The organism is Sphingomonas sp. IC-56 (assembly GCF_021043375.1).
In the GTDB taxonomy this organism is placed as follows: domain Bacteria; phylum Pseudomonadota; class Alphaproteobacteria; order Sphingomonadales; family Sphingomonadaceae; genus Sphingomonas.
The window spans coordinates 47,461-66,463 of the sequence record NZ_JAJNDV010000006.1 but is presented as its reverse complement, the minus strand read 5'-3'; the positions used below and the strand labels follow the sequence as shown (position 1 = coordinate 66,463).

Annotated in this window: 15 protein-coding genes and 1 tRNA gene; 2 read left to right on the top strand and 14 right to left on the bottom strand. The window is 66.9% G+C overall.

Translation table 11 applies throughout. The annotated features are described in order from the left end of the window. Positions 1-18: 18 nt before the first annotated feature. The 5 genes from treY to glgB are packed head-to-tail and all read right to left on the bottom strand — an operon-like array spanning position 19 to position 10,253. Entirely contained in the window at positions 19-2,373 is a 2,355-nt protein-coding gene (treY, locus tag LQ953_RS09840; protein ID WP_231030566.1) for a malto-oligosyltrehalose synthase, read from the bottom strand. Next, entirely contained in the window at positions 2,370-4,301 is a 1,932-nt protein-coding gene (gene malQ, locus LQ953_RS09835; protein ID WP_231030565.1) for a 4-alpha-glucanotransferase, read from the bottom strand. Before malQ ends, treY begins: the two co-directional genes overlap by 4 nt. Further along, a complete protein-coding gene (gene treZ, locus LQ953_RS09830) occupies positions 4,298-6,016 on the bottom strand; it encodes a malto-oligosyltrehalose trehalohydrolase (protein ID WP_231030564.1) in 1,719 nt (572 codons plus the stop codon). Before treZ ends, malQ begins: the two co-directional genes overlap by 4 nt. Continuing rightward, complete coding sequence (glgX, locus tag LQ953_RS09825; protein ID WP_231030563.1) at positions 6,013-8,115, bottom strand: glycogen debranching protein GlgX; 2,103 nt, start codon at positions 8,113-8,115, stop codon at positions 6,013-6,015. The genes treZ and glgX overlap by 4 nt, the downstream gene beginning before the upstream one ends. Then, positions 8,112-10,253, bottom strand: a complete 2,142-nt coding sequence (gene glgB / locus LQ953_RS09820; RefSeq protein WP_231030562.1) for a 1,4-alpha-glucan branching protein GlgB — start codon at positions 10,251-10,253, stop codon at positions 8,112-8,114. Before glgB ends, glgX begins: the two co-directional genes overlap by 4 nt. Before the next feature lie 145 nt (positions 10,254-10,398). Between glgB and glgC the strand changes: the two genes are divergently transcribed. Continuing rightward, the gene (glgC, locus tag LQ953_RS09815; protein ID WP_269141422.1) at positions 10,399-11,667 is read left to right on the top strand and encodes a glucose-1-phosphate adenylyltransferase; all 1,269 of its coding nucleotides are present in this window, start codon (positions 10,399-10,401) and stop codon (positions 11,665-11,667) included. Continuing rightward, entirely contained in the window at positions 11,667-13,124 is a 1,458-nt protein-coding gene (glgA, locus tag LQ953_RS09810; protein WP_231030560.1) for a glycogen synthase GlgA, read from the top strand. The genes glgC and glgA overlap by 1 nt, the downstream gene beginning before the upstream one ends. Here the strand turns inward: glgA and LQ953_RS09805 are convergent. From LQ953_RS09805 to LQ953_RS09765, 9 genes are all read right to left on the bottom strand, one after another. Further along, a complete protein-coding gene (locus tag LQ953_RS09805; protein WP_231030559.1) occupies positions 13,105-13,383 on the bottom strand; it encodes a DUF2934 domain-containing protein in 279 nt (92 codons plus the stop codon). The two genes, glgA and LQ953_RS09805, sit on opposite strands and share 20 nt — an antisense overlap. Before the next feature lie 85 nt (positions 13,384-13,468). Then, on the bottom strand, positions 13,469-13,909 hold the full coding sequence (locus LQ953_RS09800; protein WP_231030558.1) for a c-type cytochrome: 441 nt from the start codon (positions 13,907-13,909) through the stop codon (positions 13,469-13,471). Beyond that, positions 13,897-14,241 carry a hypothetical protein gene (locus LQ953_RS09795; protein WP_231030557.1) on the bottom strand — a complete coding sequence of 115 codons (345 nt, stop codon included), beginning with the start codon at positions 14,239-14,241 and terminating at the stop codon, positions 13,897-13,899. The genes LQ953_RS09800 and LQ953_RS09795 overlap by 13 nt, the downstream gene beginning before the upstream one ends. Next, positions 14,238-14,855 (bottom strand): cytochrome c oxidase subunit 3, encoded by a 618-nt coding sequence (locus LQ953_RS09790; RefSeq protein ID WP_231030556.1) that lies wholly within the window; start codon positions 14,853-14,855, stop codon positions 14,238-14,240. Before LQ953_RS09790 ends, LQ953_RS09795 begins: the two co-directional genes overlap by 4 nt. Next, complete coding sequence (locus LQ953_RS09785; RefSeq protein WP_231030555.1) at positions 14,852-16,750, bottom strand: cbb3-type cytochrome c oxidase subunit I; 1,899 nt, start codon at positions 16,748-16,750, stop codon at positions 14,852-14,854. The genes LQ953_RS09790 and LQ953_RS09785 overlap by 4 nt, the downstream gene beginning before the upstream one ends. Further along, the gene (coxB, locus tag LQ953_RS09780; RefSeq protein WP_231030554.1) at positions 16,747-17,754 is read right to left on the bottom strand and encodes a cytochrome c oxidase subunit II; all 1,008 of its coding nucleotides are present in this window, start codon (positions 17,752-17,754) and stop codon (positions 16,747-16,749) included. Before coxB ends, LQ953_RS09785 begins: the two co-directional genes overlap by 4 nt. Next, positions 17,751-18,218: a c-type cytochrome gene (locus tag LQ953_RS09775; protein ID WP_231030553.1), complete on the bottom strand. Its 468-nt coding sequence runs from the start codon at positions 18,216-18,218 to the stop codon at positions 17,751-17,753. Before LQ953_RS09775 ends, coxB begins: the two co-directional genes overlap by 4 nt. A 287-nt stretch (positions 18,219-18,505) precedes the next feature. Next, a tRNA-Glu gene (locus LQ953_RS09770) sits at positions 18,506-18,580 on the bottom strand. Between the two features lie 69 nt (positions 18,581-18,649). Next, positions 18,650-18,997, bottom strand: a complete 348-nt coding sequence (locus LQ953_RS09765) for a DUF952 domain-containing protein (RefSeq protein ID WP_231030552.1) — start codon at positions 18,995-18,997, stop codon at positions 18,650-18,652. Positions 18,998-19,003: the final 6 nt, after the last annotated feature.

Below are 19,003 nucleotides of genomic sequence, written 5' to 3'. Positions count from 1 at the left end.
CGGGACGTTCCGGTGGCACTATCGGATCAGGGCGTAGGGCTTGTTGGCCAGCATCTGGTCGACGCGGAAATCATGTACCTTGGTGTCGCCCCACCAAGCGGGATCTAGGGACAGGTCCCCCCTTACTGCTGGTGCGCAACGGATTGGAACAACGACCAGCAAGTCGTTCACTCGAAAGGTGAATAGATTCTCGGCTCGTGCGCCGGTGGCGTCCACGCGAGTGAAGCTGGCGTCCGTCGACTTGAGTGCGAGGCACTCGGCAATGGCGGTTTGCTTGATCTGGCCGGTGCGCCAGTCGCCAGCGGTGTCGTTCTGGCGGGCGGCATAGTCGACGGGGCGGCGATTGTCGGGATCCACCAGGCTGAAATCCCAGAAATCCGTGCCCTGGTAGCAGTCGGGCACGCCGGGCAGGGTGGAGCGCAGTACCGCCTGGACGATGCCGTTTACCGCGCCCGCGGGGCCGATCTGGTCGACGAAATCGGTAAGTTCGCGGCGTAATTCCGCGCTTCTGAGGAAGTTTCGCACGAAATCGGCGATACGCGCTTCATAGGCTTCGTCGGGGAGCGTCCAGGACGAGCGCAGTTTTGCCTCGCGCAGCGCCTTTTGCGACCATTGCACCACCCGCTCGGCAAAACCTTCGGGATCGTCCAGCACGAAGGGGCAGGCGCCGACCAGCGTCTGGAGCACCTGATAGCAGTCGCCGGCGTCGATGCCCTCGGCGATCGACAGTTCGCCCCAGCGGGTGGCGGTTTCGATCCATAGCTCGGGCATTTCGCTCAGCACCGCGAGGCGGGCGCGTACATCTTGGCCCCGCTTATGATCGTGGGTGGCGGTGGTGAGCATGGCGTGGGGATAAGCGGCGGCGCGCGCCTGTACCGTTTCGGCGAACTCGGCGGGGGAGAGCGAGAAGCGGTCGGCGTCGAAGCCCACATCGGTGCGCGAGAGCAGCCGGCCATAGCGATAGAAGGCGGTGTCCTCGACCGACTTGGCGGCGAGCGGGGCGCTCAGCTGTTCGAAGCGGCGGGTGGCGTCCTGGGCTTGCCCGCCCTGCATCCACGCAACGAGCTGATCGATGACCGCCGTCTCGGACGGCCGCACCGCTTCTTTGGCAGCCGCAGCGGCGCGGCCCAGTCTGTCGTCAAGGCTTTGGCCGCCATAGCTACGATAGGCTGTGAACTGCACCAGGATTGCGGCCAGGCCGCGGCGGATCATGCCGCGCGTGATGTCGCGCGTCGCGAGGTCGGCGCGGGCGATCCGGTGGAACGCGTCGGCGACGGCGTCGAGCTGGCCGGGGAAGGTGCGCTCGAGGATCTCGATGCGGGCGGCGTGTTCCTCCTCCAGGAAGTCGGCGGGGCGCCCGCTCAACTCATGCCAGTAGCGGGTGAGCGGGGCTTCGCCGGCGGGGTCGTGGAGCAGTCCGGCGACATGGTTCATGAAGTCATAGCCGCTGGTGCCGTCGGTCTGCCAATCGGTGGGCAGCGGTTCGCCGGCGGCGAGGATCTTCTCGACGATAAGATAGGCGGGGCCTTCGCGCTGTGCCTCCAGCGCCGCGCGCAGCCGCCGGCAATAGCCGCCGGGATCGGCGAGACCATCGACATGGTCGACGCGCACGCCGTCGATCAGGCCTTCGCGATACAGGCGCAGGGGGAGGACGTGGACGGCGTCGAACACCGCCTGCTCCTCGACCCGCAACCCGGCCAGTTCGGTGATGTCGAAGAAGCGCCGCCAGTTGATCTCGTCCGCAGCGGTGCGCCACCAGGCGAGGCGGTAATGCTGGCGTTCGAGCAGGGCGTGCAGGCGCTCGGCACCCTCGGGGGTATGCCCATCATAGCGGGTGGCGAGATCGGCTTCGCCGGCAAGGGCGGCGCGGTCTTCGGGGCGGAGCGGGAAGCGGTGGGTGCCGTGCGCCATGACGGCCGATCCATCGGCCTCCAGCGCCAGGGCGCCGCTGCGCAGCGCTTCGCCATAGCCGGTGCCGAGGAAGGGCGCGAGCAGCTTGCCCGCATCCCAGTCGATGTCGAAGAAGCGCGCGAACGCGCTGTCGGGCCCATGTTCGAGCACGTCCATCCACCAGCGATTGTCGGCGCCGCCCACCGCCATGTGGTTGGGCACGATATCGAGGATGATGCCGAGCCCCTCGGCTTTCAGTGCCGCCGCTAGCGCGCGGAAGCCGTCTTCGCCGCCCAGTTCCGGGTTGATCGTCGTGGCATCGACCACGTCATAGCCGTGCGTCGAGCCCGAGCGCGCCGTGCCGATCGGGGAGGCGTAGAGGTGGCTGACCCCCAGCGACTTGAGATAGCCTGCGAGCGGGACCGCCGCGTCGAAGGGAAAGTCGCGGTGGAACTGGATGCGGTAAGTGGCGCGCGGGATCATGATTTCCTGGCTTCACGAATAAGGGTCAGGCGGCGCGACACGTCGTCGCGCGCGAACAGCGCTTCCGCACGATCGGGCAGGCGGCGGCGCCAATTGGGGTGTTCGTCGACGGTGCCGGGCAGGTTGGGCGCCTCGTCGAGGCCGAACAGATCCTCCGCAGGGACGATCAGCAATTCGCAGGGCGCCTGGGCGGCGAAGGCGATGACGGCGTCGAGCGCCGGCTCGGGTTGGTCGGGCGCGGGTTCGAGACCTTTGGCTACACCAGCGTCGCTGCAAGCCTGCCACAGGCTGCTCCGTTCCGTGGCACGCTGGGTCCGGTCGGCTTCGCGGTCGCCGGCGGCGCCGAGCTTCTCGCGCCAGTCGATGTCGCGGCCCTGCCACCAACCGGCGATCGGCGTCAGGTCGTGGGTGCTCGTCATCGCCGCGGCCTGTTCGTCCCATCCCGACGACGGCGTGAAGTCACCCGCTTCGTCGCGTTCGAAGGGGAGCACGCGCATGCCCATCAGCCCCCGCTCGGCGATGGTGTCGCGGAAGCCGGGCGGCACGACGCCCAGATCCTCGCCGATCACCAGCGCACGGGCGCGATGCGATTCCAGCGCGATGAGGCGCAGGATGTCCTGTTCGGGGAAACGCAGATAGGCGCCGTCGAGCGGCTCCGCGCCGCTTGGCACCACCCACAGCCGCCGCAGTCCCAGAGCATGGTCAATGCGGATGCCGCCGGCATGGCGCATGGCGCTGCGGATCAGGCCGATAAAGGGGGCATATTCCAGCCTTTGCAGCGCGAAGGGCGAAAAGCTGGTGATGCCCCAATTCTGTCCGGCAGCCTGGAAGGCGTCGGGCGGGGCGCCGATGCCGATGCCCATCATCAGTTCCTCGCCCCGGCTCCAGGCATGGCTGCCGCCTGGGTCCAGCCCGACGGCCAGATCGGTCACCAGCCCGATCGCCATGCCGCTGGCGGGATCGCCGGCGCGCGACAGCGACTGGTCGGTCCACCATTGCAGGAACAGGTGGAAGTCGATCTCCCCGGCCTGGTCGCGTGCGAACTGCTCCACCGCTGGCGCATCCGGGCGGCGATAGACCTCAGGCCAGTCCTGCCACCCGCGCGCGCCTGTGCTTGCGAAGAAATGGGCGTGCAGCGCCTCGAACCGGGCATGGCCAATCAGCGCCGCGTCTGCGCCGGCAGCGAAGCTACGGAAGCCGGGATCGTCCCGCTTGGCGTCATAGAGCCTGCGGAGCGCCGCCAGCTTGGCAGGCACCGCCTGCTGCCAGTCGATCAGCCCGCCAGCTTCATCGTCGAACCAGCCCCGGCCGGCATCCGCGAACCAGGGATTGAGAAAGTGACGGCTGGACGGGGAATAGGGGCTGTAGCGGCTGGGATCGGTGGTGAAGAGCGCGTGCACGGGGCTCATCATCACCGCGTCGGCGCCGGCGTTGCGGGCCTGGCTCACGAAGTCGGCAAGGCTGCCAAAGTCACCGAACGGCTGTTCGTCGCGCAGCGAATAGATCTGGGCGGCAGTGCCCCAGGGGCGGGTGCCGGGCGCGATCTCGACGCAGCGCGGCGGCGCTACGATGATGGGAAGCACGCCGCCCGACCATTCCAGCCGGTGATAGCCGATGGCGGTCACCGGAGGCTCCGTCGCCAGGTCCAGGTCTAGGCGGGTGCCGTCTTCCAGCACCAGTTGCGCCGCACCGTAGAGCCCCGCGATCCGCTCGCCGGCCTGCAAGACCCGGCACGAGGGCCCCGCCGCGTCGCCGAGCATCGCCATGCTTTCCCGGCACTGCGCTTCGCCGTCGCACGCGAAGCCGAGACCCGACAACACCAGCCTCAGGCTCTCGGGCGATACGCGGCGGGCGGTGCTGTCGGCATCCTCCCACTCGATCGAAATGCCGGCAGCTTGCGCCAGTCGTTCGACGGCCTGATCGGTCATCCCTGCCACCACGCACAAAAGCTTGCCGGCATCAGTCCGCTCTCGGTCCGGCCGGCGCCGATCGTCACCACCGTGTCGCCCTGAACGGCTTCCATCGCGACGGGCGCCTCGCCGAGGTTCAGTGCCAGGGTGAGGGTGCCGCCGCCGAGTTGCCAGCGTGCCACCACCGCCTTGTCGCCGATCGCCTCGGCGCCTAGCGACTTGCTCGCCTCCAGATGCGGGATGATCCGCTCGCGCCGCAGCGCCAGCAGGTCCTTGTACAGCGTCCCCCAGGCCTGCGCATCGGGCCCGGGCGCGGCACGGGACGCGTCGAACGTTGCGCGCGCATTGGGATCGGGAATCCGCTCGCGCAGCGCTGGGTCCGAGAAGCCGGGAAAGTGCGCGAACTCGCCGCGTCGGCCTTCCCGCACGGCGTCTGCCAGTTCGTCATGGAAGTCGGTGAAGAACAGGAACGGCGTTTCCGAACCCTCCGCATCGCCCATGAAGGCGAGCGGGATTTGCGGGCAGAGCAGCAGCATGCCCGTGGCCGCGCGGAGCCGTTCGACGCTGGTGAGGACGGTCAGCCGTTCGCCGAGCGCGCGGTTGCCGATCTGGTCGTGGTTTTGGAGGAAGGAGACGAAGCGGAAGGGGGGCAGATGGCCGCTGGGGGTGCCGCGCGGCTTGCCCTTCTGGTTGGGCGAGCCCTGACCCTGATAGATGAAACCTTCGCTCAGACAGCGGGCGAGCTTTTTGGCAGGATCCTCCGCGAAGTCCTTGTAATAGCCATGATCTTCGCCGGTCAGCAGGACGTGCATGACGTTGTGGAAGTCGTCGTTCCACTGCGCGTCGTAGCTGCCCTTGAGCCGGGCGGCGTCGTTATGCTCGTTCTCCAGCACCAGGTGGATGTGGCGGTCCGGGGAGGCGGCGCGGATCTCACGCGCCATGCGATCGAGGAACGCGTTGTCGGCGATCGCATGCACCGCGTCGAAGCGCAGGCCGTCGAAGCGGAACTCGCGCAGCCAGTAGATTGCGTTGTCGATGAAGAAGCGAGCGACCGGCTCCTTGGCGAAGTCGATCGCGCCGCCCCAGGGCGTGTCCACATCGGCCTTGAAGAAGTCGGGCGCGTAGGCGGAGAGGTAATTCCCGTCGGGACCGAAATGGTTGTAGACCACGTCGAGGAATATCATCACGCCCTCGGCATGCGCCTGGTCGACCAACGCCTTGAGCGCGTCGGGATCGCCATACGCGGCTGCCGGGGCATAGGGCAGCACGCCGTCATAGCCCCAGTTGCGGGTGCCGCCGAACGCCGCGACCGGCATGAGTTCGAGCGCGGTGAAGCCAGTGTCGGCAGCGCTGGCCAGCATCTTGGCCACGCCCGCGAAGCCGCCCGCCACGCCGGCATGGCATTCCAGGATTACCGCCTCATTCCAGGGTCTTCCGCGCCAGTCCTGCGTTTTCCACTGAAAGCTTTGGGGGTCGGTTACGATGCTCCAGCCGTGGACGTCGCTGCCCTGCGCGCGGGCGGCGGGGTCGGGCACGGCGGTGCCGTCGGGCAGGCGGAAGCGGTAGCGGGCGCCCGCGCCGCACGGGGCTTCCACTGCGAACCAGCCATCGGCCTGAGGCTCCATGGCGCGGGGTTCCTGGCCGTCGACCTCCAGCGTCAACGTGTCGAGCGCGGGTGCCCAAAGCGCGAAACGGGTGCGGTCGGGCGCCAGCAGGACGGGACCCCAGTTCATTCGATGTTCCCCGTGGCGTAGAGGAGCACCGCGGCGCGATCCTCGACCCGCAGCGTCGTCTCGGTCAGGTCGCGTTCGCCAATGCCGGTGTCGGCGCTGTCGACCAGCAGGCGGCGATACACGTGCGGCTCGGGCAGGGTGAAGTCGAGCGAGACCTGCGACCCGTTCATCAGCAGCGTGATCGCCTCGTACTGGCCGTCCTCCAGCAGGCGCGCGCGGCGCATCACCAGCGCCTTGCCTTCCGGGTTCTGCCAGTCCTCAGGGGTGAGCGACTGGCCGCGCTCGTCGAACCAGTCGATGTTGCGGATGCCGGGCGCGATCTCCTCGCCGTAGAGGAAGGCGCTGGAGCGGACGAGGGGATAGTGCTTGCGGATGAGGATCAGGCGGCGGACGAAATGCGCCAGGCTCTGGCCCGCCTCGCTCGCGGCCTGCGCCCAGTCGAGCCAGCTGATCTCGTTGTCCTGGCAATAGGCGTTGTTGTTGCCACCCTGCGTGCGGCCGAACTCGTCGCCGGCGAGCAGCATCGGGGTGCCGAGCGAGCTGAGCACCGTGATCAGCATCGATCGGCGCACGCGCTCGCGCACCGCGTTGATCGCCGGATCGTCGGTCGGGCCCTCTACGCCCCAGTTGCAGGAATGGTTGTCCGAGTGCCCGTCGCGATTGTCCTCACCATTGGCCTCGTTGTGGCGCTCTTCGTACTGGGTCAGGTCGGCGAGCGTCTGGCCGTCATGGCTGGCGACGTAATTGACGCTGGCCCAGGGGCGACGAGCGCGGCGGTCGAACAGGTCGCCGGAGCCTGAAAGGCGCGCGGCGAATTCGGGGCGGACGCCGGCATCCCCCTTCCAGAAGCGGCGGGTGGAGTCGCGGAACTTGTCGTTCCATTCGGCAAAGCCGGGCGGGTGGTTGCCGAGCTGATAGCCGCCGGGCCCGATGTCCCAAGGCTCGGAGATCAGCTTGACGCGGCCGAGCACCGGGTCCTGGCGCAGCACGTCGAAGAAGGAGGCGCCGGGATCGAAGCCGCCATCGCCGGTGCGCCCCAGCGTCGAGCCGAGGTCGAAGCGGAAGCCGTCGATATGGTAGGATTCCACCCAGTGGCGCAGCGAATCCGTCACCATCTGGAGCACGCGCGGCTGATCGAGGTTGAAGGTGTTGCCCGTCCCGGTGTCGTTCACGCAATAGCGCGGATTGTCCTTTTGCAGCCGGTAGTAAGTCGCATTGTCGAGGCCGCGGAAGCACATGGTCTGGCCGAGCTCGGACCCTTCGGCGGTGTGGTTGTAGACCACGTCGAGCAGTACTTCGATGCCCGCGGCGTGGAAGCGTCGGACGGCCAGCCGCAGATCGTCGGCATCGCCGCCGCCCAGATAGCGCTGCTCGGGCGCGAAGAAGGAGAGGCTGTTATAGCCCCAATAGTTCACCAGTCCTTTTTCCTGCAGGAAGCGGTCCTGAACGAAGCCGTGCACCGGCATTAGCTCGATGGCGGTGATGCCCAGGCGCTGGAGATGGGCGATCACGTCGGGATGGCTGAGCGCACGGTAGGTGCCGCGCTCGGCATGTGGCACGCTTTCCATCAGCTGGGTGAGGCCCTTTACATGCGCCTCATAGATCACGGTTTCGGACCAGGGAGTGTTGGGCCGGCGGTCGTCGCCCCAGTCGAAAGCGTCCGTGACCACCACCGACTTGGGCATCGCCGCCGCGCTGTCGCGCCGGTCGAAGCTCAGGTCTGCGCGCGGCGAGTTGACGCGGTAGCCATGCAGCGCGTCGCTCCAGCGGATGCGGCCAAAGGTGCGGCGGGTATAGGGATCCAGCAGCAGCTTGTTCGGATTGAAGCGATGGCCCTGTTCGGGTGCATAGGGACCATGCGCGCGAAAACCGTAGAGCTGGCCCGGGCGCGCATCGGGCAGATAGCCGTGCCAGATCTCGTCGGTCCATTCGGGCAGCTCCAGCCGGGCGATCTCGCGCCGGCCATGTTCGTCGAACAGGCACAGTTCGATCTTTTCAGCGTGCGCGGAGAACACGGCGAAGTTGACGCCAAGGCCGTCAAAGGTCGCGCCGAGCGGGTAGGGGCGGCCCGCCTCGAGGCGATCGGGGATACGAGTCAAGCAGCAGTTCCTTCGTAACGCAGGATGATGGCCGCCAGCGGCGGAATGGTGAGGTCGAGCGATTGGGGTTGGCCGTGGCTGGGCACGTTGGCGCTGTGCAGCGCCTCACCATTGCTTAGGTTCCCGCCGCCATAGCCGGCGGCATCGCTGTTGAGGATTTCGGCCCAGCGCCCGGCATGGGGCACACCGACGCGGTAGCCGTGGCGCGGGACGGGGGTCAGGTTGACCGCGACCAGCAGGGGCGCGCCGCCATAGGCGGAGCGGCGCAGATAGACGAACACGCTGTTCGCCGCGTCGTCCCCGACGATCCAGTCGAACCCGCGCCAGTCCGCGTCGCTATGGTGCAGCGCGGGCTCGGTGCGATAGACGTGGTTCAGGTCGCGGACCAGCGCCTGCACGCCGGCATGATCAGGTGCCTGAAGCGCCTGCCAGTCGAGCTGGCCGTCATGGTTCCACTCGGCGGTCTGCGCCAGTTCGTCGCCCATGAACAACAGCTTCTTGCCCGGGTGCGTCCACATGAACGCGTAATAGGCACGCAAATTGGCGAAGCGCTGCCAGCGGTCGCCCGGCATCTTGGCGAGCATCGAATGCTTGCCATGGACGACCTCGTCATGGCTGAGCGGCAGGATGAACTTTTCGGTGAACGCATAGACCAGCCCGAAGCTCATATCGCCGTGATGCCATTGGCGGTGCAGCGGATCACGCTCCAAGTAGCGCAGGGTGTCGTTCATCCACCCCATGTTCCATTTAAAGGTGAAGCCCAGCCCGCCATGCTCGACCGGCGCGGTTACGCCGGGAAAGGCCGTGGATTCCTCGGCAATGGTGATCGCGCCGGGGCAGCGTTCCGCCACCACCTGGTTCATGCGCTGGAGGAAGGCGATCGACTCTAAATTCTCACGCCCGCCATGGCGGTTCGGTACCCATTCGCCCTCACGACGGCTGTAATCGCGGTAGAGCATCGAGGCGACGGCATCGACGCGCAGCCCGTCGATGTGGAAGCGCTCCAGCCACCACACGGCCGAGGCGATCAGCATGCCCGACACCTCCTGGCGCCCAAGATTGTAGATCAGGGTATTCCAGTCGGGGTGATAGCCCTCGCGTGGATCGGCATGTTCGTAGAGGGCGGTGCCGTCGAAGTTTGCCAAGCCGTGCGCGTCGGACGGAAAGTGGGCAGGTACCCAGTCGAGGATGACGCCGATGCCGACGGCGTGGCAGCGGTCGACGAAGCGGGCGAACTGTTCTGGGCTGCCATGGCGCGAAGTGGGCGCGAACTGCGACAGCGGCTGATAGCCCCAGGAGCCGCCGAACGGATGCTCCATGATCGGCATCAGCTCGACATGAGTAAAGCCCATGTCCTGAAGGTAGGGGATCAGCTGCTCGGCGATCTGGTCCCAGTCATGCTCGCCGCCATGCCAGGGCCGCCGCCAGGAGCCGGCGTGCATTTCATAGATCGAAACGGGCGCGCCGGGATGCTGGCGCTCGGCGCGCTTCGCCATCCAGTCGGCATCGCTCCACTGGAAATCGGGCGCCGGCGCGACGATTGAGGCGGTTGCGGGCGGGAGTTCGGTGGCGCGGGCGAGCGGATCGGCTTTCTCGCGACGCACGCCATCGGCACCGGTCACGGCGAACTTGTACCGCGCACTTGCACCGACGCCCGGCACGAAAATCTCCCACAGCCCAGCGCCATGGTGCAGCCGCATCGGCAGCCGCTGCGCGTCCCAGCCGGTGAAGTCGCCCGTTACGCTGACGGAACGCGCATTGGGCGCCCATACCGCGAAATGGGTACCCTCTACACCCGCATGCACGATCGGATTGGCACCCAGCCGAACGGGCAGGTCCCAATGGCTCCCAGAGCCGAACAGATAGAGGTCGAGATCGCCTAGGACTGGACCGAAGGCATAGGGGTCCGCTGCCTCGCTGACGCCGCCGTCGGGCCAGGTCACCCGCAGGCGATAAGGACCTTCGGGCGCTTTGCCGGTGAAGAGGCCGGGAACGCGGTGGTCAGCCTCTAGCGCACACTCAACATCATCGCCGATCGCCACAACGGACTGCGCGCCGGGCTGATAAGTCCGCACCACGCCGTCATGCCGGCCGAGAAACGAAAAAGGATCGTGCAGCCAGTCTTCGACGGAATTCACGCTGTGCTGCACCCCTTGCCCCTTCTTTGTACCGGCTGCCGAACGACCAAGCGTCAAGAAAGTGCCGATCGATCTTCAACATCATGGAACCGGAACGCCAACAAACCGCTTCCACTGCGGTTTCATCTAGACGGACACATCCTACATGCCCCCGAGCGCGACCTTGCGAGGCCTTGTCACCAGGCAGGCCATGGCCATTGTGTTGGCTGGCGGCCGCGGCAGCCGATTGATGGAATTGACCGATTTCCGCGCCAAGCCGGCGGTGTATTTCGGCGGTAAAACCCGCATCGTCGACTTCGCGCTGTCGAACGCACTGAACTCGGGCATTCCGCGCATCGGCGTGGCGACCCAGTACAAGGCGCACAGCCTGATCCGCCACTTGCAGCATGGCTGGAGCTTTTTCCGGCCCGAGCGCAACGAGAGCTTCGACATCCTGCCGGCCAGCCAGCGGGTGTCGGAGGAGAACTGGTATCTCGGCACCGCCGACGCGGTGTTCCAGAACCTCGACATCATCGAGAGCTATGCGCCCAAATACCTGCTGATCCTGGCTGGGGACCATGTCTACAAGCAGGATTATGGCGTGATGCTGGAAGAGCATTGCGAAAGCGGCGCGAGCGTTACCGTCGGCTGTGTCGAAGTGCCGCGCATGGAGGCCAGCGCATTCGGCGTTATGCATGTCGACGAGAATGATCGCATCATGGAATTCCTCGAAAAGCCCAAGAACCCGCCGGCGATGCCGGGGCATCCTAATCTGGCGCTGGCGAGCATGGGCATCTACGTCTTCGAGACCAAGTTCCTGTTCGAAGTGCTGCGCGAGGATGCCGAGGATCCGAACTCGTCGCACGATTTCGGCAAGGACATCATTCCCAAGATGGTGAAGGACGGCAACGCCCGTGCGCATCATTTCAGCCGGTCTGCACTGCGTTCGGGGCCGGAGGCCGAGCCCTATTGGCGCGACGTCGGCACGCTCGACGCCTATTTCGCAGCGAATATCGACCTGACCAACACCGTGCCGGACCTGGACCTGTACGATCGCGAATGGCCGATCTGGACCTATGCCGAGATGACGGCACCGGCCAAGTTCGTGCATGACGAGGATGGGCGCCGGGGCGAGGCGATCTCTTCGCTGGTGTCGGGCGATTGCATCGTGTCGGGCGCGGCGCTGCGCCATTCGCTCTTGTTCACGGGAGTGCGCGTGAACAGTTTCTCGACTATCGAGAACGCCGTGATCATGCCGCGGGTGAACATCGCACGGTCGGTGCGGCTGAAGAATGTCATCATCGACCGAGGCGTGCATATTCCCGACGGGCTTGTGGTCGGCGAGGATCCGGTGGAGGATGCCCGGCGGTTCCGGCGGACCGAGAATGGCGTCTGCCTGATCACCGCCAAGATGATCGCTGCTCTGGACAAATAATGCCGCTGCAACTCCTGTCGGTTACCTCCGAAGTCTATCCGCTGATCAAGACTGGCGGGCTGGCCGATGTGGCGGGCGCGCTGCCCGCCGCGTTGGCTCGGCAGGATATCACCGTCACCACGCTGATGCCGGGCTATCCGGCCGTCATGCAGGCGATCGGGGAGGGGGTGCCGGTGCGGCGCTATGCCAACCTGATGGGAGGGCCGGGCACGCTGCGCCGGGGGCGTGCCGGCGAGCTGGAGCTGCTGGTGCTTGACGCGCCGCACCTGTTCGCGCGGGAGGGCAACCCGTATCTGGGGCCGCACGGGCGCGACTGGCCCGACAACCCGCTGCGTTTCGCCGCACTGTCGCGCGTGGCGGCGGACATCGCCGAAGGGGCGCTCGGCAGCTATGCGCCCGATGTGGTGCAGGCGCATGACTGGCAGGCGGGGCTGACGCCGGCCTATCTCCATTACAACCGCCCGGCGCGACGGCCGCCGGTGGTAACGACGATCCACAATCTGGCATTCCAGGGGGTGTTTCCCGCTTATCTGCTCGGAACGCTTGGGCTGCCAGCGGAGGCGTTTTCGCTTGAGGGGCTGGAGTATTTCGGGGCGATCAGCTTCCTGAAGGGGGGCATCCTGTTCGCCGACCATGTGACCACCGTATCGCCCAGCTATGCGCGCGAGATCACCACCGCAGAGGGCGGTATGGGGCTGGAGGGGCTGCTTGGCGGACGGGCGCGGGATCTTTCCGGCATCCTGAACGGGATCGACACGGGCGTGTGGGACCCGGCGCACGATCCGCTGATCCCCTCGGCCTTTTCGGCGGACGATCTGAGCGGCCGGGCGGCGGACAAGGCGGCGCTTCAGGCGGTGTTCGGGCTGGACCCTGCGCCGGAAGCGTTCCTGGTCGCCTCGATCGGGCGATTGACCGAGCAGAAGGGGCTGGACCTTCTGCTGGGGGCGCTGCCCGACTTGCTGGGCGAAGGCGCGCAGTTCGTGCTGCTGGGCAGCGGCGATCCGGCGCTGGAGGCGGCCTTTACCGCCGCTGCCGAAAGCCATCCTGGGCAGGTCGGCTGCCGGATCGGCTATGATGAGGCGCTGGCGCATCTGCTCCAGGCGGGGGCGGACGCGCTGGTGGTTCCGTCGCGCTTCGAGCCGTGTGGCCTCACGCAGCTTTGTGCGTTGCGCTATGGCGCGGTGCCGGTGGTGTCGCGGGTCGGCGGGCTGGCGGACACGGTGATCGATGCGAGCCCGGTGGCGCTGCGCCAGGGCGTGGCGACGGGGTTCCAGTTCGTGCCGAGCTCCAGCGCGATGCTGAGCGACGCGCTGCGCCGTGCCGCCGCGCTGTTCCGCGAGCCCGAGGGCTGGGCGCGCGTGCAGCAGAACGGGATGGCGACCGATGTGTCCTGGGGCAGCGCGGCAAAGGAATATGCCGCGCTGTTCCGCAGGCTGGTCAGTTCGCCTTCGGCTTGAGCGTCCGGCGCTTGCGCGGGGCCGGGGTGGTGGCTTCCACGGCGGAGGGCGCTTCGGCGGCGGCGGGGCTGGCGGCTACCGGCTTGCGGCGCTTGGGCTTGGCGGCGGTCGGCACTGGCGCTTGGGCTGGCGAAGAAGCTTCCGGAAACTCGCTATTGGCCCGATGCCAATGTTCCTCATGGCGGCCGCTCGGGCGCCCTTCGGTTTCCCACAAAGCATAGGCACGCTCGCGCACCTTATGCTCCCGATCGTCACTCATTCACGCGCTCCCTGGCACCATGGGCGGATGCCGCCCGTGAGGCACAACTACACGCCGGGCGATCCTGTTCCTAGGCGGCAGCGGCCTACTTCTTGAGCGTGTAGAGATAGGCCGCGATGTCGCGCGCGTCGCGGTCGCTAACACCCTGGTCGGGCATGCCGTTGCCGGGCACCACATGCTGGGGTGCGCGCAGCCAGCGGATCATGTTGGCGGGATCGTTGGCGAGCACGCCCGCGATCTCTGCCCGCACGGCGATGCCGTTCAGCGGTGGGCCGACGCGCCCGACTGCGCTGGCGATGCCGGGGATCTGGTGACACGCGCCGCAGTTGTAGCGGCCGATCGCCTCTTGCCCGGCTTTGGCGCTGCCGCCGGTCATCACCTCTGCGCTGGTACGCGCCTGGGCGGCGTCCTGCCGGTACAGGACCGTGACGGAGGCCACACCGGCGAGGAAGGACAGCGCGAGCAGGGCCAGCACGAAGCGGAGGCTGGAGGGCATCGCGGCGAGCAGGGACTTCAGCCGATGCATGCGGGCACGATCAGGATGCCGAGCGTCTGGAACGCGATGGCCAGCGCGAAGATGCCGGCGAGCAGCATCGCCACGCGTGCCAGCCAGGCCCGCGGCGGCGTGTGCTCGCCGCTGCGATGGGCGAGCGGCCACGCGATGGCGGCGGCGCCGCCGCACAGGGACAGGCTGGCAAGGCCCCATGCCAAGCCGATCCAGCTGCTCGCTACCTGGCAGTCCGCCTTCAACAGGCTCGCGAGCCCCACCTCGAACCCGTACCAGACGGTCGGCGGCAGCAGCAGCGCGGCCCAGGGGCGCACGCGATCAACCCGGCCAAGCTTGCGCACCTCGCTCATCCCAGCCTCGGCGCCAGATAGATCAGACCGCCGATCGGCAACCAGGTGAGCACCACAAAGGTCCAGTAATTGGCGTTGTCCTCGACATCGGCGAACTGATCGTCGCCGACCTCATGGGTGTACAGCCACACCGCCTGCACCACCGTGTCGCCCAGGTCGGTGATCAGGTGACTGGTGTGGAGCACCATCAGCAGCCACAGCACCGAGCCATAGGCATTTTCGTGCCATGATATGTTCAAGTGGGCGAACTCGAACGCGCGCGGGATCAGCAGCGCCGCACCAATCAGCGACATTGCCAGCGCGCCGATCCGCACGCCGCGCTCGTTCTTGTTGCGCGCCATGCGCCGGGTCCACAGGTTCGGGATTTCGCTGAGCACCAGCCCACAGGTGAGGATCAACGCCCAGAACCAGTCCGGCGGGCGGTACCCTGCGGGTGGCCAACTGCCGCTCTGGCTCATCAGATAGAGATAGCTGCCAGCCGCCAGCGCGAAGGCTGTGCCCTCGATCGCCATGAAGCCGATATTGCCCCACCATACCAGGTTGCGTGCACCCGATGCGCTTTCGGGGAGACCCGAGATGTCCCCAACAATCTGGCTGTGGATCGCATCGCTCATCGGGAGCGCACCCGCAGCGGGCCGGTCTGCGAGCGCGCGCGCTGCGGCCAGAACCAGCAGGTGAGGGCGATCGCCACCGGCACCGCACCCCAGACCAGCGCCCAGGGTGTGAAGATGCTACCGATGAACAGGATGGTGACGGCGATGGCTGCCAGCAGCGGCGCGATCGACGGATCCGGGCTCTTCTGGCGATATTCAGGCTCGGCATCGATCACCGAGGTTACCAGTACCTGCCGGCGGTCAGTCACGAGGCCGGTGAGCGCGTGCAGGCCATCCTTGCGCGTCCACATCGGCGTCAGGCTGTCGACCACGGGGGTATAGTCGAAATTGTGCTGCGGCGGGGGCGAGGGGACCGCCCATTCCAGCGTCGATCCGCCCCAGGGATCGGCACCGGCGCGCTTGCCGCGGTAGAAGCTGACCAGCGCATTGGCGACGAACACCAACCCACCGGCGACCGCGATCGCTGAGCCGATCGTCGCGACCATGTTGAGCGCCCCCCAGCCCATGCCCTCGCCATAGGTGTAGATGCGCCGCGGCATGCCCTGCAGGCCGAGAATGTGCATCGGGAAGAAACCCAGGTTGAACCCGCCGACGATCAGCCAGAAGCTGACCTTGCCCCAGAATTCCGACAGCATCCGCCCGGTCGCCTTGGGATACCAATAGCTGAACGCGCCCAGCAGCGGGAACATCGCGCCGCCGACCAGCACGTAATGAAAGTGGGCGACGATGAAGTAGGTGTCGGTCAGCTGCTGGTCCAGCGGGGCGGAGGCGGTCATGATCCCCGACAGGCCGCCGATTACGAAGGTCGCGACGAAGCCGATAACCCAGAGCAGCGGCGTGTCGAAGCGCGGACGCCCGGTCCACATTGTCGCGATCCAGCAGAAGATCTGGATACCCGCGGGCAACGCCACCGCCATGCTGGCCGCGGTGTAGAAGTCGTTGCCGAGCCGCGGCAATCCCACCGCGAACATGTGGTGCACCCATAGGCCGAAGGCGAGCGCGGCGATCCCCAGCATCGAGAGCACCATCGCGACATGGCCAAAGATCGTGCGCCGGCAAAAGGTCTCGACGATCATCGAGACAAAGCCGGTCGCTGGCAGGAAGATGATGTACACCTCTGGGTGGCCGAACCACCAGAACAGATGCTGGAACAGCACCGAGTCTCCGCCCACTGCCGCGGTGAAGAACTGGGTAGCGACCATCCGGTCGGCGATCAGCATACTGGTCACCAGCATCACCGCGGGCAGCGCGAACACCGTCATCAGTGATCCCACCATCATCGCCCAGACGAACAGCGGCACGCGCGACAGCGTCATGCCAGGCGGCCGCATCTTGAGCACCGTCGCGACGATGTTCACCGACGCAGAGAGAGCCGCCACTTCGGTGAAGGTGATCATCTGTGCCCAGATATCGGCGCGGTGCCCGGGGGAGTAGGCCGGGCCCGAGAGCGGAGGATATTCGAACCAGCCGAGATCCGGGGTGATGCCCAGCGCATGGGGCACCCACAGCATCATCACGCCGCCCAGATATAGCCAATAGCTGAACGCCGCGAGCCGCGGAAAGGCGAGCGCGCGCTGCCCCAGCATCAGCGGCACCAGCCAGATCGCCATCGCCTCCATCACCGGCACCGACACCAGGAACAGCATGGTGGAGCCGTGCAGCGAGAAGCTTTCATTGTAGAGCTGTGGGCCCATGCGCTGCATGTCGGGCGCGGAGAGCTGAAGCCGCATGTCGAGCGCGAGCAGCCCCGCGAGGAACAGCATCGCGACCACCGTCAGGATGTAGCGCGCGGCGATCCGCTTGTGATCTACGGTGGTGAGGAAACCCCACAGTCCAGGCGAGTCGCGCCAGGTCTCGGCAAGCTGTTCTGCCTGCTCCGGAGAATGCGGGTTCATTTCAGCTCCAGCAGATAGCGCGATACCGCATCGGCGTCCGCCGGCGAGAGCGGCACCGCCGGCATCATCGATCCGGGCTTCAGCGCCTGGGGCTGCGCGACCCAACCCTGCACCGCGCCGCGGCTCATGGTCAGCGTTCCCGCAGCGACCGATCGCCGCGCGCCGAAATGGGTGAGGTCCGGGCCTGCCTTGCCGATTGCCGCAGTGCCGCGCACCACATGGCACATGGCGCAGGCGCCGCCCGTCACGATGGCCATGCCGCGCGCCGCTACCGGGTCGGCCGGTGCGGTGGCGGGCCGCGCCTGGGCCCCCAGCCATGCGTCAAAGGCTTGCGGGCTCTCGACCTTCACATCGAGCGCCATATGCGCGTGCTGCGCGCCGCAGAATTCGGCGCACTGGCCGCGATACCAGCCTGCGCGCGTTGGGGTCAGGTCGAGCAGGTTGAGCCGGCCGGGAATCATGTCGAGCTTCTGCGCCACATTGGGCACCCAGAAGCTGTGGACCACGTCCGCCGATCCCAGCGTCACGCGCGTCGTTCGGCCGAGCGGCAAGTGGAGTTCGTTTGCGGTCTCGATCCAGCGCCCGCTGACGGGATCGCGATACTGGATGCGCCACCACCATTGATGGCCGGTCACCCGCACCTCGAGCGCGTCGTGCGCACGTGCCTTGGCGATGGTGCGCTCGGCGAGGAAGCTGCCGACGATCAGGGTGGTGAGGCCAGTTACGATCAGTGCGACCCAGACCAGCAGCGTGCGGCTGGGGCCGCTATCCTTCGGGCTGATCGCCGGATCGGCAGTGACCGCGCGCCGACGGCGGCCCCGCAGCATGGCGATGACGAGACCGCCCATGACCAGCAGGTACATGAACCCGCACACCGCCATCATCAGCCAGAACAGCGTGGAAATGCTCGCTGCCTGCGCGCCGGCGGGCGCAAGCGGCGACTGCATGCCGGAACAGCCGCCCAGCGCCAGCAAGGGCGCGAGCCAGAGGCCGCGGCGGGTCACTGCACCGGCCCTGTCCAGTTGCCTGCCTGCGGCTCGCCGGTCTGGTCTAGGTCCTGCCGGCGCCGCCGTTCGGGCGTCAGCCGCGGCAGATTCCGCACATAGGCCGTGATCTGCCAAAGCTGTTCGGGCGGGATGCGCTCGCCATAGCGCGCGCCGGGATGGCCGTGGGCGATGAAGCCGTACACCTGGTCGAGGCCGCCGCCATGCTTCCAGCGGGTATCGCCCAGATCGCGCACGCCCTGCGCGCCGCCGCCATGGCATTGGCCACAACCGTACCAGGTGAAATAGCGTCCGCCCTGTGCGACCTGGTAGACGTTGCGCTCATAGCGCGCGGCGCGCGGATCGTGCGGCCCGGTCGGCGCAGTCACCGGAAGATCGGCGCCCAGCGTCCGGGACTCGCCGTTGCAGCCGGCAATCAGCAGGGCAGAAAAAGTGACGAAAAGGACAGGACGCAGCGCAGTCACAGTCCGATGCCTCGCCAATCGGCCACCCCGCGTCAAGCAGCAGATGCAACGAACCCGAAACCGGCGAGCTTTCGCTCAAGCCGGCCAAAGCTCCCTTCGTTTGCTTGGGTGTAATTGGTCCCGGGTCGCTGGACTTTTGGGAAAGCGCACGCAGTGGTTCGTGAGGGCGGAAGTACGGATCTACGTCAGCCGGCCCGGGAACTTCTGGCATGTCGAAGGAGAGGAGGGAGCAGCCATACCGCTGCGCCGCCGCTGTCGCGATCAAGCGTCTGAATGCTTGTAATCGCTGGTGACCCCTACGAGAATCGAACTCGTGTTTTCGCCGTGAGAGGGCGACGTCCTAACCGCTAGACGAAGGGGCCGTGCTGCGGAGCGCGGGCTTTAGAAGCCGGGGGCGACCTCGTCAAGCCCGCGTTCCGCCAGTTCTGGTTTCAGCCGGTTACTGGCAGGCGAAGGCTGCCATCGGGTTCGTAGTTCAGCTCGCTATAGGCGACCACGAAGTCGAGCGAGAGCTCGCGGTAGAGATGCGGGAACAGCGCGCCACCGCGCGACGGCTCCCACTTGACCGCGTCTGGCACCGCGGAGAGATCGACCGCCACCAGCCACAGATCCTCCTGGCCGGCGAAGTGCTTGTCGATGGTCTCCTGCAACTGCTCGGCGGTCGAGAGATGGATGTAGCCGTCCGCAAGGTCGACCGGTGCGCCCTCGAACACGCGGTCATGCTCCAGCGCTGACATCTGCTGCGCGGTCAGCACCTTGTAGGCGAGGCTGTCCTTCATGCTTGG

Excerpts from the sequence above, each read along its gene's own strand:
- treY (WP_231030566.1), bottom strand. The coding sequence starts at position 2,373 with ATGATCCCGCGCGCCACTTACCGCATCCAGTTCCACCGCGACTTTCCC.
- malQ (WP_231030565.1), bottom strand. The coding sequence starts at position 4,301 with ATGACCGATCAGGCCGTCGAACGACTGGCGCAAGCTGCCGGCATTTCG.
- treZ (WP_231030564.1), bottom strand. The coding sequence starts at position 6,016 with ATGAACTGGGGTCCCGTCCTGCTGGCGCCCGACCGCACCCGTTTCGCG.
- glgC (WP_269141422.1), top strand. The coding sequence starts at position 10,399 with ATGCCCCCGAGCGCGACCTTGCGAGGCCTTGTCACCAGGCAGGCCATG.
- glgA (WP_231030560.1), top strand. The coding sequence starts at position 11,667 with ATGCCGCTGCAACTCCTGTCGGTTACCTCCGAAGTCTATCCGCTGATC.
- LQ953_RS09805 (WP_231030559.1), bottom strand. The coding sequence starts at position 13,383 with ATGAGTGACGATCGGGAGCATAAGGTGCGCGAGCGTGCCTATGCTTTG.
- LQ953_RS09800 (WP_231030558.1), bottom strand. The coding sequence starts at position 13,909 with ATGCATCGGCTGAAGTCCCTGCTCGCCGCGATGCCCTCCAGCCTCCGC.
- LQ953_RS09795 (WP_231030557.1), bottom strand. The coding sequence starts at position 14,241 with ATGAGCGAGGTGCGCAAGCTTGGCCGGGTTGATCGCGTGCGCCCCTGG.
- LQ953_RS09790 (WP_231030556.1), bottom strand. The coding sequence starts at position 14,855 with ATGAGCGATGCGATCCACAGCCAGATTGTTGGGGACATCTCGGGTCTC.
- LQ953_RS09785 (WP_231030555.1), bottom strand. The coding sequence starts at position 16,750 with ATGAACCCGCATTCTCCGGAGCAGGCAGAACAGCTTGCCGAGACCTGG.
- LQ953_RS09765 (WP_231030552.1), bottom strand. The coding sequence starts at position 18,997 with ATGAAGGACAGCCTCGCCTACAAGGTGCTGACCGCGCAGCAGATGTCA.